The sequence below is a fragment of the Pseudomonas sp. REB1044 genome, from assembly GCF_038813925.1.
Taxonomy (GTDB): domain Bacteria; phylum Pseudomonadota; class Gammaproteobacteria; order Pseudomonadales; family Pseudomonadaceae; genus Aquipseudomonas; species Aquipseudomonas boreofloridensis.
The window spans coordinates 4,286,117-4,298,824 of sequence record NZ_CP046139.1 but is presented as its reverse complement, the minus strand read 5'-3'; the positions used below and the strand labels follow the sequence as shown (position 1 = coordinate 4,298,824).

8 protein-coding genes and 2 pseudogenes are annotated in these 12,708 nt (G+C 64.6%); 5 read left to right on the top strand and 5 right to left on the bottom strand.

Annotated features, from left to right (window positions below; all coding sequences use genetic code 11):
• Nucleotide 1 precedes the first annotated feature (1 nt).
• The 4 genes and pseudogenes from bamB to GKC70_RS19585 all read left to right on the top strand — a co-directional run bounded on the left by bamB (nt 2) and on the right by GKC70_RS19585 (nt 4,750).
• Entirely contained in the window at nt 2-1,144 is a 1,143-nt protein-coding gene (gene bamB / locus GKC70_RS19600) for an outer membrane protein assembly factor BamB (protein ID WP_342649642.1), read from the top strand.
• 116 nt (nt 1,145-1,260) lie between these two features.
• Nucleotides 1,261-2,724, top strand: coding sequence for a ribosome biogenesis GTPase Der (gene der / locus GKC70_RS19595; RefSeq protein WP_039575508.1), 1,464 nt, complete (start codon nt 1,261-1,263; stop codon nt 2,722-2,724).
• 99 nt (nt 2,725-2,823) lie between these two features.
• Nucleotides 2,824-3,972 carry a pyridoxal phosphate-dependent aminotransferase gene (locus GKC70_RS19590; RefSeq protein WP_342649641.1) on the top strand — a complete coding sequence of 383 codons (1,149 nt, stop codon included), beginning with the start codon at nt 2,824-2,826 and terminating at the stop codon, nt 3,970-3,972.
• Nucleotides 3,960-4,750: pseudogene (locus tag GKC70_RS19585) on the top strand (amidohydrolase). Before GKC70_RS19590 ends, GKC70_RS19585 begins: the two are co-directional and overlap by 13 nt.
• A gap of 39 nt (nt 4,751-4,789) precedes the next feature.
• Here the strand turns inward: GKC70_RS19585 and GKC70_RS19580 are convergent.
• Complete coding sequence (locus tag GKC70_RS19580; protein WP_342649640.1) at nt 4,790-7,345, bottom strand: sulfite reductase flavoprotein subunit alpha; 2,556 nt, start codon at nt 7,343-7,345, stop codon at nt 4,790-4,792.
• 247 nt (nt 7,346-7,592) lie between these two features.
• Here GKC70_RS19580 and GKC70_RS19575 point away from each other — a divergent pair.
• Nucleotides 7,593-8,335 (top strand): annotated as a pseudogene (locus tag GKC70_RS19575) (tetratricopeptide repeat protein).
• Nucleotides 8,336-8,366: 31 nt separating this feature from the next.
• On the opposite strand, the gene GKC70_RS19570 reads toward GKC70_RS19575, so the two are convergent.
• The 4 genes from GKC70_RS19570 to GKC70_RS19555 form a co-directional block, all read right to left on the bottom strand.
• Nucleotides 8,367-9,530 (bottom strand): type III PLP-dependent enzyme, encoded by a 1,164-nt coding sequence (locus GKC70_RS19570; protein WP_039575523.1) that lies wholly within the window; start codon nt 9,528-9,530, stop codon nt 8,367-8,369.
• Nucleotides 9,531-9,987: 457 nt separating this feature from the next.
• Nucleotides 9,988-11,145, bottom strand: coding sequence for an ABC transporter ATP-binding protein (locus GKC70_RS19565; RefSeq protein ID WP_342649639.1), 1,158 nt, complete (start codon nt 11,143-11,145; stop codon nt 9,988-9,990).
• Nucleotides 11,142-11,795 carry an ABC transporter permease gene (locus GKC70_RS19560; protein WP_116887612.1) on the bottom strand — a complete coding sequence of 218 codons (654 nt, stop codon included), beginning with the start codon at nt 11,793-11,795 and terminating at the stop codon, nt 11,142-11,144. The genes GKC70_RS19565 and GKC70_RS19560 overlap by 4 nt, the downstream gene beginning before the upstream one ends.
• Nucleotides 11,792-12,703 (bottom strand): glycine betaine ABC transporter substrate-binding protein, encoded by a 912-nt coding sequence (locus GKC70_RS19555; protein WP_295484433.1) that lies wholly within the window; start codon nt 12,701-12,703, stop codon nt 11,792-11,794. The genes GKC70_RS19560 and GKC70_RS19555 overlap by 4 nt, the downstream gene beginning before the upstream one ends.
• Nucleotides 12,704-12,708 lie beyond the last annotated feature (5 nt).

The following is a 12,708-nucleotide window of genomic DNA, read 5'->3' as shown; positions in this document are numbered from 1 at the left end:
AGTGACCGGTTGGAAACAAGCAGCAGTGCTCGCCCTGGCCGTCCTGGCCGCGGGTTGCAGCAGCAACAGCAAGAAGGAACTGCCCCCGGCCGAACTGACCAAGTTCACCGAAGAGGTGGTGCTGACCAAGCAGTGGAGCCGTTCGATCGGTGACGGTCAGGGGGAAAAGTACAACCTCCTGGTGCCGGCCATCGAGAACGACCGTATCTACGCGGCCGACGTCAATGGCAAGGTCTACGCACTTAACCGCCTCAACGGTGACGTGATCTGGGACAAGGACCTGGAAGTGCCAGTGTCCGGTGCTGTCGGCGTGGGCTACGGCCTGGTGATGATGGGCACCCTCAAAGGTGAAGTCATCGCTCTGGATGCCAGCACCGGCGAAGAGCGCTGGCGCTCGCGCGTGACCAGCGAGGTGCTGGCTCCGCCGGCCACCAACGGTGACGTGGTGGTGGTGCAGACCCAGGATGATCGTCTGGTCGGCCTGGACTTCAACACCGGCGACCGTCGCTGGATCTACGAAAGCTCGCCTGCGGTGCTGACGTTGCGTGGCACCGGCGCGCCGATCGTGACCAATCGCATGGCCGTGGCAGGTCTGTCCACTGGCAAGGTGGTCGCAGTCGATACCCAGAACGGCGTACCGGTGTGGGAGGCGCGCGTCGCCGTCCCGCAAGGTCGTTCGGAACTGGAGCGCGTGGTGGACATCGACGGCGGTCTGCAGCTGTCCGGCGGTGTGCTCTACGTCAGCAGCTACCAGGGCCGCGTCGCTGGCCTGGACCTGGAAAGCGGTCGTGTCTTGTGGCAGCGCGATGCCTCCAGCTACGTGGGCGTCGCCCAGGGCCTGGGCAACGTGTACGTCAGCGAGGCGTCCGGCACCGTCGAGAGCATCGACGAGCGCTCGTCGTCGGCCCTGTGGAGCAACGACTCCCTGGCCCGTCGCCAACTGTCCGCGCCAGAGGTGTTCTCCAGCTATGTGGCGGTGGGCGACTTCGAGGGTTACCTGCACCTGCTCAGCCAGGTCGACGGTCGCTTCGTCAGCCGTGAGCGCATCGACAGCGACGGCCTGCGTGCCCGTCCGCTGGTGGTGGGCAACACCATCTACGTCTATGGCAACAGCGGCAAGCTCGAGGCACTGACCATCCGCTGAAGCTATGCTTGAAACCGACCTCGGTTTCAGGCTGCGGCGCAGGACGCGCCGCCCGAACTCCGGCCGCTGCCTTGCAGCGGCCTTTGCATTTTCAAGAATTCAGAGTGGAGAGCCGCATGGTTCCCGTAATCGCCCTGGTGGGACGGCCGAACGTCGGCAAATCCACCCTGTTCAACCGCCTGACCAAGACCCGCGATGCCATCGTCGGCGACCTCTCGGGCCTGACCCGTGACCGCCAGTACGGCGACGCCAGCTGGCAGGGTCGCTCCTACATCCTCATCGACACCGGCGGTATCACCGGCGACGAAGTGGGCATGGACGAGAAAATGGCCGCGCAATCGCTGATGGCCATCGAAGAAGCCGACTATGTCCTGTTCCTGGTCGATGCCCGTGCCGGCATGACCGCTGCCGACCAGATGATCGCCGAGCATCTGCGCAAGCGGAACAAGGAAGCGATCCTGGTCGCCAACAAGATCGACAACATCGACGCCGACGTCGCCCGCGCCGAGTTCTCGCCGCTGGGCATGGGCAACGCCATCCCGGTGGCCGGCTCCCAAGGCCGCGGCATCAATGGCCTGATGGAAGCTGTGCTGGGCCACATCCCGCGCGACCAGGTCGAAGAAGCGCTGGACGCTGAGGTCGCCGAGGGCGAGGAAGCGGTGCGCATTCCTGGGCCGAGCGAGAAGGATGGTATCAAGATCGCCATCATCGGCCGTCCCAACGTCGGCAAGTCCACGCTGGTCAACCGCATGCTCGGTGAAGAGCGTGTGGTGGTGTACGACCAGCCGGGCACCACGCGCGACAGCATCTACATTCCGTTCGAGCGCGATGGCGAGAAGTACACCTTCATCGACACCGCGGGTGTGCGCAAGCGCGGCAAGATCCACGAGGAAGTCGAGAAGTTCTCGGTGGTCAAGACGCTGCAGGCGATCAAGGACGCCAACGTGGTGGTGTTCGTCATGGACGCCCGTGAAGGTGTGGTCGACCACGACCTCAACCTGCTGGGCTTCGCCCTCGAAGCCGGCCGGGCCATCGTCATCGCCCTGAACAAGTGGGATGGCATGGAGTCGGGCGAGCGCGACTACGTGAAGACCGAGCTGGAGCGCCGGTTGTTCTTCGTCGATTTCGCCGATATCCACTTCATCTCCGCGCTGCACGGCACGGGCGTTGGCAACCTGTACAAGTCGGTGCAGGCCGCGTTCAAGTCGGCCGTCACCCGCTGGCCGACCAGCCGCCTGACGCAGATTCTCGAGGACGCCGTCAGCGAGCACCAGCCGCCGCTGGTCAACGGTCGCCGCATCAAGCTGCGCTATGCCCACCTCGGTGGCGCCAACCCGCCGTTGATCGTGATCCATGGCAACCAGACCGACAAGATTCCGCGTTCCTACTCGCGTTATCTGGAAAACACCTACCGCCGTGTCCTCAAGCTGGTCGGCACGCCGATCCGTATCGAGTACAAAGGCGGCGAAAACCCCTACGAGGGCAACAAGAACACCCTCACCGACCGTCAGGTCAACAAGAAGCGCCGCCTGATGTCGCACCACAAGAAGGCCGAGAAGAAGCGCAAAGACAAGCGCTGATCCCAAGAAGGAGCGGCGAACCGTCGCTCCTTCTGACTTGTCGCTTGCCGTTCTGAGCTTGTAGCTTATCCCCCCTCAGTCCGCAGGAAAGAGGGCTCCATGATCCGCAGCAAACTGCCGAACGTCGGCACGACCATCTTTACCCGCATGTCCCAGCTCGCCGCCCAGACCGGCGCGCTCAACCTTTCCCAGGGTTTTCCCGACTTCGACGCACCGCCCGCGCTGCTCGAAGCGGTCTCGCGACATGTGAGCGCCGGCCACAACCAATACGCACCCATGACCGGCCTGCCAGTGCTGCGCGAACAGGTCGCGGCGAAGATTGCCCGCCTGTATGGCGTTCAGGTGGACGCCGAGCAGGAAATCACCATTACCCCCGGCGCCACCGAGGCGCTCTTCTGCGCCATCCAGGCAGTGATTCAGCCCGGTGACGAGGTAATCGTCTTCGATCCCTGCTACGACAGCTACGCACCCGCCGTGGCACTGGCTGGCGGTCGCTGCGTGCATCTGCAACTGAGCGATGGCGATTTTCGTATCGACTGGCAAGCGTTCAGCGATGCATTGACACCCCGCACGCGCCTGGTGGTGCTCAACTCCCCGCATAACCCCAGCGGCGCGCTGATTACCCGCGAAGACCTCGACCAGTTGGCGGCGCTGATCGCCGGGCGCGATCTGTACCTGCTCAGCGACGAAGTCTACGAGCACCTGGTCTATGACGGGGTGCAGCATGCCAGCGTGCTGGCCCACGAGGCGTTGTACGCGCGGGCCTTCGTGGTCAGCTCGTTCGGCAAGACCTATCACGTTACGGGTTGGAAAACCGGCTATGTGGTCGCGCCGCCAGCACTGAGCGCGGAGCTGCGCAAGGTGCACCAGTACGTCAACTTCTGTGGCGTGACGCCCCTGCAGTGGGCGCTGGCCGACTTCATGGCCGAACACCCGGCCCATGTGGACGAACTGCCGGGTTTCTACCAGGCCAAACGCGATCTGTTCTGCGACCTGTTGCACACCTCGCGCTTCAGGTTCACCCGCGCGGCGGGCACCTATTTCCAACTGGTGGACTACTCGGCGATCCGTCCCGACCTCGATGACGTGCAGATGGCGCTGTGGCTGACCCGCGAGCACGGCGTGGCGAGCATTCCGGTGTCGGTGTTCTACCAGCAACCCATCCCCGCGCAGCGCCTGGTGCGCCTGTGCTTCGCCAAACGTGAGGAGACGCTGCGTCAGGCAGCGGAAAAGCTATGCGCGATCTGAGCCAACTGCCCAACCTGAACCTGGCCCTGGTGCAGACTCACCTGGCCTGGCATGACCGCGAAGGCAACCATGCACATTTCGAGGTGCTGCTGGAGCAAGCCCGAGGGGCGGACCTGGTGATTCTGCCGGAGATGTTCACCACCGGTTTCACCATGGATTCCGAGCGCCTCGCCGAGCCGGAGCAGGGGCCCACCTGTAAATGGCTCAAGGCCCAGGCGAAGAAGCTCGACGCGGTGATCACCGGCAGCGTGATCATTCGTGCGGCTGACGGCAGCCACCGCAACCGCCTGCTGTGGGCGCGCCCCGATGGCGAGGTGCTGCACTACGACAAGCGTCACCTGTTCCGCATGGCTGGCGAGCACCAGCACTACACGCCGGGCGAGCGGCAGGTGCAGTTCGAGCTCAAGGGTTGGCGCGTGCGTCCGCTGATTTGCTACGACCTGCGCTTCCCGGTGTGGAGCCGCGACCCGCACGACACCGACCTGCTGTTGTACACCGCCAACTGGCCGGCAGCGCGCCGCCAGCACTGGAACCGTCTGCTGCCCGCGCGGGCGATCGAGAACCTGTGCTATGTGGCGGCGGTGAATCGGGTGGGCACCGACGGCAAGGGCTTTGCCTATTCGGGGACAGTCAGGTGCTGGATTTCCAGGGCGAGAGCCTGCTGGGCGCAGCCGAAGCCGACGGTGTCTTCCATGTGGCGCTCAATGCCGTGGACCTGGCCGCCTACCGTGCGCGGTTCCCGGCGAACCTGGATGCCGACACCTTCGATATCCACTGAGCCATGCAGCCAGAGGGTCTGGCCGCCACCGATGGAAGGTCAATATACGTCCCGCCGGTAGCGGCCCTCTTCGATCAGGTGCTCCACCCCATCCTCACCGAAAATCCCCCTGAGCGCCGCATCCACGCCCGCCGCCATGCCCTGAAGGCTGCCGCACACGTACAGGCTCGCACCGTCATCGACCCAACGGCGCAGCGTCTCGGCCTGCTGCAGCAGTACATCCTGCACGTAGATCTTTTCCGCCTGATCCCGTGAAAAGGCCAGGTCCAGCCGAGCCAGATCGCCGCTGTCCAGCCAAGCGTGCAACTGCTCGCCGCAGAGCAGGTCGCAGGCTCGATTACGCTCGCCGAAAAACAGCCAGTTGTGCCGCTCCCCGGCGGCGATGCGCGCCTTGAGCAAGCTGCGCAGGCCCGCCAGGCCAGTACCGTTGCCGATCAGCACCAGCGGTGCCGGCCCCGCAGGCAAGTGGAAGCTGCTGTTGCGGCGTACCCGCAGACGCACATGGCCGTCCAGTGGCAGGTACTCGGTCAGCCAGCCGGAGCCCAGCCCCAGGCTGCCGTCGGGATGCCGTTCCTGGCGCACGATCAAGTCCAGCACGCCGTCGCTGGCGATGGAGGCGATGGAGTACTCGCGTGTGTCGAGCGGGATCAGTGCATCGACCAGCGCCTGGGCATGCAGCCCGACCAGGTGTTCGCGGCTGGCCGGCAACTGACGACTGGCCAGCGCTTGTCCCAGTGGCTGCGACAGTCCGTCGAGGTGCACCGGCTGCGCGGCATCCAGGCCCAGGCCCGCCAAGAACGCGTCGATCCGTACCTGGCCATGACGAGGCAGTATCTCCACCAGATCGCCGGCCTCCCACGTGCTCGGTCGTTCGGCGCTCAGGCCCAGCAGGAACACCGGTGCACCCTGGCTGCCGGAATTGAGCAACTGTCGTCGGATCAGGCGCCAGTTGCCATAGTCCGGCGCCTGCCAGGGGGTGACGGCCGCGGCACCGGTCAGCGCGCTCAGCGCCTGTTGCCAGTGCTGCAACGCACCGGCGTCGGCGTTATCGACTTCCACCGGGCTGAACGCTGAAGTCGCCCCGCGCTCACCCAACCAGGCGTGCAGGCGTCGGGCGAAACCACAGAAATGCGGGTACTGACGATCGCCCAGCGCCAGCACGGCGTAGCTGAGGTGGCTCAGGTCCAGGGCCTGACCCAGCACGTTGCGCTCGAAGCCACGGGCGCTGTCCGGTGCCTGGCCTTCGCCGAAGGTGCTGACCACGAACAGCACGCGCAAGGATTGGCTCAGTTGCGCCTGGTCGAGCTGGGCGAGGCTGCGCACCTGAACCGCCACGCCCGCGGCCTGCAATTGCCCGGCGCTTTGCCAGGCCAGTTGTTCGGCCAGGCCGCTCTGGCTGGCGAAGGCGATCAGCCAACCGCCTTCGCCGTCGCTGACGTGGTCCACCGAGCCCCGAGCGGCACGCACCTGACGCTGTTTGCGGCGTCGATCCAGATACAGCAGCCAGCCGGTGACGAAGAACAGCGGCATGCTCAAGCTGGCGAGGGTGAGCAGGATGCGTCCGGTCAGGCCGAAGTATTCACCCACATGCAGGGCATAGACGCTCTGCAGCAGTTGTGCCTTGAACGACTTGTCGGTGTAGCGCTCGTGGCTGCTCACCTCGCCGGTGGCCGGATCCAGCGTCAGCGTGTTGTAGGCGCGCGGATGTGCGGCGTCGTCCAGCATGTAGAACACGTTGGCGGGTTGGCCACCGGTGGCGGGCAGGCGCAGGTTGTAGGAGACCAGACCCGGTCCGGCCGCGACCTGAAGGGCAGACCACAGGGCCGGATAATCCACCACCAAAGGCGCTGCGTCCTTGTCGGGCGGTGCCATGGCCCGTGCGCGGCGCTCGCTGCGCGACAGTGTCGACTGCCCGGCAGCAGGCGGGTCGGCCAACAGCCTGTTCAGCCCCTCGCGGTACCACTCGTAGGACCAGAACAGGCCGGTCAGGGCGAACAGCAGATAGAACAGCAGGCACCAGGTGCCGGCGACGGCGTGCAGATCCCAGTTGAACGCCCGCCCTTTGCGCGCCCAGTCGAAGGTCAGCCACACCCGCCAATCCCGTGCCCGCCGTGGCCAGCGCAGGTACAGGCCGGACAGGCAGAAGAAGATCAGCAGCAGGGTGCAGGCGCCGGTGATCTGTCGGCCGCTGTCGCCCATGGCCAGGAACCGGTGCAGTTGCAGCATGAGGTTGAAGAAGTCCTGACCGGCCACGGCGCCGAGCAGTTCGCCGGTGTAGGGATCGGCATAGCGCAGTTCGCCGCGGCGCTCGCCTGGGGGCGGCGTGAAGAACAGCCGGGCGGCCTCGTCGCTGCGGGTGTCGACCCAGAGCATGGCCACCTTGTCGTGCTGGGCGGCCTCGGCGCGGCGCACCAGTTCCGGCAGTGGCAGCACGCCTTCGCGGCGCACTTCGACCTTCAACACCTCAGGGTTGAAAAAGCGCAGCAGTTCTTCCTGGAACGACCAGATCGCCCCGGTGATGCCCATCAGCGCCAGGACCAGGCCGGCACTGATGCCGAAGAACCAGTGCAATTGGAACAGCGACTTCTTCAGCACTTCGATTACCTTGAATTCCAGAGGGTGGCGCTTAGTGGTGGAGGTGTTTAGGTCAGGGCTGCCAGCGCGGCGCTGGGATTCTAATGCAAGCAAGGGAGAGTAACAATTGAGACTGGTTAGCATTTGCGAGTCGGTACGCCTGTCTTTTGCGCGTGATCCAACCGTGCGCTGGTCCCGCCATCCTTGCCCGCACTGAAACCGACTCCCTATGATGGGGGCCTTTTGCGATTTCACAGGTCACCGTCCCATGTCTGCCTCCACCTCGGAACGCTTCGATGCCGATCAGTTGGCGTCGATGCTCGACCATCAACCTGGCCAAGCCGCCAAGGCGATTCTCGCCGCCGCCGGGCAGGGCGTGGTCGAGGCGCAGGCGCTGCTGGGGCAGATCCTGCTGGACGGGCGCGGCATCGAGCAGGACGAGCGTCTGGCCCGCCATTGGCTGGCGGTGGCAGCCCAGGCCGGCAATGCCAAGGCGCACAACCTGCTGGGCCGCTGCCTGGAGCATGGCTGGGGCGGCGAGGTGGCGCTGAGCCAGGCCGCGATCCACTATGCCCAGGCCGCCGATGCGGGCTCAGGCTGGGCCTGTACAACTTGGGCAATCTGTTGGCGACCGGACGTGGCTTGCCCGCCGATCAGGGGCTGGCACTGACCTGCTATGAGAAGGCCGCGCAGATGGGCCATGCCAAGTCGATGAACCTGTACGGGCGTTATCTGGAACAGGGCATCGCGACCACGGCGAGTCCGTTGCGGGCGGCGCGCTGGTATCGGCGGGCGGCCGAAGCGGGAGATTTTCGCGGCATGTTCAGTCTGGCGCTGGTGTTGGCGTCACGCGGGCAGATGGGCGAGGCGGCGCAGTGGTTCGAGCAGGCGCGACAGCAGGGGCCCGTGGACTTCCTGCGCAGTGCGCTGGCGACCTTGCAGGACGCGGGGCCGACACTGACCAGCTTTGCGGCGCGCTACGCCGAGGCGATCGAGCGCTGCGAGGGGTGAGATCGGGGCCGCCAGGCGGCCCCGGACCTGATTACAGGTAGTACGCCTTCAGCGGTGGGAAACCGTTGAATTCAACTGCGCTGTAGCTGGTGGTGTAGGCGCCTGTGGACAGCCAGTACAGGCGGTCGCCGATGGCCAGGTTCAGCGGCAGGCCGTACTTGTAGTTCTCGTACATGATGTCGGCGCTGTCGCAGGTCGGGCCGGCGATCACCACTTCCTCGGTCTCGCCTTTCTTCTCGGTCCAGATCGGGAACTTGATGGCTTCGTCCATGGTTTCGATCAAGCCGGAGAACTTGCCCACGTCGGTGTAGATCCAGCGCTCCACGGCGGTACGCGACTTGCGCGCCACCAGCACCACTTCGCTGACCAGGATGCCGGCGTTGGCGATCAGCGAGCGGCCCGGCTCGAGGATGATTTCCGGTAGGTCGTCACCGAAGTCTTCCTTGAGGAAGCGGATGATTTCCTCGGCGTAGGTTTCCAGGCTGTTGGTGCGGGTGATGTAGTTGGCCGGGAAGCCGCCGCCCATGTTGATCAGCTTCAGTTCGATGCCGTCTTCTTCTTTCAGGCGTTCGAAGATCACCTTGACCTTGGCGATGGCCGCGTCCCACACGCTGATGTCGCGCTGCTGGGAGCCGACGTGGAAGGAGATGCCGTAGGGCACCAGGCCCAGGTCGCGGGCCAGGATCAGCAGGTCCATGGCCATGTCGGTCTGGCAGCCGAACTTGCGCGACAGCGGCCAGTCGGCGGTGGTCGAGCCTTCGGTGAGAATACGCACGTACACCTTAGAGCCGGGCGCGGCCTTGGCGATGTTGCGCAGGTCGGCTTCGGAGTCGGTGGCGTAGAGGCGCACGCCCTTTTCAAAGAAATAGCGGATGTCCTTGGACTTCTTGATGGTGTTGCCGTAGCTGATGCGATCGGCGCTGACGCCGCGCTCCATCACCTTGTCCAGTTCGTAGATCGAGGCGATGTCGAAGTTCGAACCCTTGTCCTTGAGCAGGTCGATGATCTCGACGGCCGGGTTGGCCTTGACTGCGTAGTAGACCTTGGCGAATTCGAAGCCCGCGCGCAGGTCGTCATAGGCCTGGCTGATCATCTGTGTATCGATGAGGACGAACGGGGTTTCCTGCTTGTCGGCGAACGCCTTCATTTTCTGGAAGGTGTCGCGTGCGAAATAGTCTTCGACCTGGATCGACATACTCAGGGACTCCATGGGCAAACTGAAAGAATAAGTGGCTGCAAACTGAACGTCCTCCGTATCCCCACTTTGGTTCGCCTACTCAGTACTTGAGCCGGATGGATCGTTTCCAGCATGGACGTTCGGCGCGCACTGTAGGGCGTGAGAAAGGTGGAATCAACCCGCGATCCGCGCCTGTTCGTCACCGTTCGACGCGCAACCCGTGGAATTAACGACCCTTGTGGCCGGTTGATGTTCCCGTGGACGATCCAGGCGTAAAAAATTGTGGAATGGAGTAGGTCGGCACCTTTGCAGGTGATGCCCTGCTTACAGGCATGGCGGGGTTGGACAGGGCACTCGGTCCGCTGACAAGCGGGTACGAGTGTTCATATTTATGGCCACCCGGAACAGGTACGGCCGTACCCGTCCGGGACCATAAATTTTTTGTTACCGAGGTGAAAATCGACTCGGCTGCCGCTCAGGAGGCGACAACCTCGGCCGGTGAGACGATGCTGGTCTTGGCACCGCGTGAGCGACCCGAGCTCAGGTAGGCCGCGATCGACTCCTGGGTAACCTCGCCGAGGAACACCTGCTCGGCATCGAGCACCGGCAGCCAGGCGCGGTTGAACTCGTACATGCGCGACAGCAGGATGCGCAGGTGCTCGTCATGGGCGGCGGTGGCGTTGAACTGACGCAGGAAGTCGGCGCACGTGCCCTGCTGGCGGTGCATGTCGCGGCGGCGCACATAGCCCAGGGCCTTGTTCGTCGCGTCGGTCACCACCACATAGCGGCGGTCGTGCTCGTCGAGCAACTCCAGCGCTTCGGCCACCGGCGTCTCGGGGCTGACCGACGGTGCGTTGTCCGCGGCATCCTCGGCGCGCACCAGCAACAGGCGCTTGAGTGTGCTGTCCTGGCCGACGAAGCTGCTGACGAAGTCGTCTACCGGATGCGCCAGCAGGGTGTCCGGATGGTCCAGTTGCAGCAGCTTGCCCGCGCGGAAGATGGCGATTTTGTCGGCCAGCTTGATGGCTTCGTCGATGTCGTGGCTGACCATGATCACGGTCTTGTTCAGCGCCCGCTGCATCTCGAAGAATTCGTTCTGGATCATCTCGCGGTTGATCGGGTCGACCGCACCGAACGGCTCGTCCATCAACAGCACCGGCGCATCGGCCGCCAGGGCGCGGATCACGCCGATCCGCTGCTGCTGCCCGCCGGACAGCTCGCGTGGGTAGCGCTGCAGGTACTGCTTGGGTTCGAGCTTGATCATGCTCATCAGCTCACGCGCCCGGTCGTGGCAACGTTGCTTGTCCCAGCCGAGCAGACGCGGCACCACGGTGATGTTTTCCTCGATGGTCATGTTGGGGAACAGGCCGATCTGCTGGATCACATAACCGATGTGGCGGCGCAGGGTGACCTCGTCGAGGCCGCTGGTGTCCTCCCCGTTGATGAACACCTGGCCGGAGGTCGGGGTGATCAGGCGATTGATCATTTTCAAGGTGGTGCTCTTGCCGCAGCCCGAGGGGCCGAGGAAGACGCAGATCTCGCCTTCGTTGACGGTCAGGCTGACCGAGTCCACGGCTTTGACGTCCTTGCCGTTGACGTCGAAGGTCTTGCTGAGGTTCTTCAATTCGATCATGGGCGCAGTCCTTCTGGAGTCAGGGCACGTTGCAGGGTTTGCAGAAGCAGGTCGGCGACGATCGCCAGCAGGCTGACCAGCACGGCGCCGACCAGCAGCATCGACATGTCGCTGCGGCTGATGGAGGTCAGGATGAGTACGCCCAGGCCACCCGCACCGATGGTGGCGGCGATGGTCATCACGCCGATGTTCATCACTACGGCGGTACGCACGCCGGCGAGAATCACCGGCACGGCGATGGGCAATTCGACCATGCGCAGGCGCTGGCCGAAGGTCATGCCGATGCCGCGCGCGGCCTCGCGGATGCCGGGTTCCACGTTGGTCAGGGCCAGGTAGGTGTTGCGCAGGATCGGCAGCAGCGAATAGAGGAACACGGCGGTGATCGCCGGCAGCGGCCCCAGGCCCTGGCCGAATGTGGAGTAGAACGGCAGCAGCAGGCCGAACAGGGCGATGGAGGGGATGGTCAGCAGCACCGTGGCGCTGGCTTGCAGCGGCCCGGCCAGGACCGGAAAGCGGGTCATCAGGACGCCCAGCGGCACGCCGATGACGATGGCCAGGCCCACGGCGATGCCCACCAGCATGATGTGCTGCCAGGTCAGTTGCAGGACCAATGCCCAGTCGAGGTGGGCGAAGGTGTCGAGCAGGCTCATGGGGTCACCTCGTGCAGGTCATGATCACGCAGAAAGGTGGCTGCGACCGAGGACGGGCTCTGGTGCTGGACATCGACCTTGGCATTGAGCTGGCGCATGGTTTCGTCGTCAAGCGCATCGGCCAGCGGCGCGAGCAGCTCGGCCAGTTGCGGATGGGCGTCGAGCACAGCCTTGCGGACCACCGGGCCGGCGGTGTAGTCCGGGAAGTAGTGCTTGTCGTCCTCCAGCAGCGTCAGCTCGAAGGCGTTGAGGCGACCGTCGGTGGTGTAGACCAGGCCGGCGAACACCTGGTCGTTGCGCAGAGCGGTGTACACCAGCCCGGCGTCCATCTGGCGGATGTTGGCGCGGCCCAGTTGCATGCCGTAGCGCTGCTGGAGGCCGTCCAGGCCATCCGGGCGATTGGCGAACTCGGTGTCGAGGGCGACCAGGTGCTTGCGCGCCTGTTCATCCTGCAGCACCTGATTCAACTGACTGATGGTGCGCACCTGCGGGTAGGCCTTGGCCACCGCGCTGGGCAAGGCCAGGGCATAGGTGTTGCTGAACTTGGACGGTTTGAGCCAGACCAGGCCTTTCTTCGCGTCCAGTTCCTTGACCTTGGCGTAGGTGGCCTCGGCGCTGGGCATGCGTTCCTGAATGTGGTTGTAGGAGACCAACGACACGCCGGTGTATTCCCACATCAGGTCCAGTTGGCCGGTTTCCTGGGCCTGGCGCGCCAGGCTGCTGCCCAGACCGCCAGTGACGCGCACATCAAAGCCGTTGGCACGCAGGTACTGGGCAGTGATTTCGGCGAGCACGGTCTGCTCGGTGAAGACCCGCGCACCGATGCGGATCAGGGGTTTTTCCGCCGCCTGGGCAACACCTGCCAACAGCAGGCCCGCGCCCAGGAGCAAGGCGATAGCTTTCTTCATGGATT

Bases quoted from the DNA above. Each gene is read 5' to 3' on its own strand.
- der (WP_039575508.1), top strand. From the start codon at position 1,261: ATGGTTCCCGTAATCGCCCTGGTGGGACGGCCGAACGTCGGCAAATCC.
- GKC70_RS19590 (WP_342649641.1), top strand. From the start codon at position 2,824: ATGATCCGCAGCAAACTGCCGAACGTCGGCACGACCATCTTTACCCGC.
- GKC70_RS19570 (WP_039575523.1), bottom strand. From the start codon at position 9,530: ATGTCGATCCAGGTCGAAGACTATTTCGCACGCGACACCTTCCAGAAA.
- GKC70_RS19565 (WP_342649639.1), bottom strand. From the start codon at position 11,145: ATGATCGAATTGAAGAACCTCAGCAAGACCTTCGACGTCAACGGCAAG.
- GKC70_RS19560 (WP_116887612.1), bottom strand. From the start codon at position 11,795: ATGAGCCTGCTCGACACCTTCGCCCACCTCGACTGGGCATTGGTCCTG.
- GKC70_RS19555 (WP_295484433.1), bottom strand. From the start codon at position 12,703: ATGAAGAAAGCTATCGCCTTGCTCCTGGGCGCGGGCCTGCTGTTGGCA.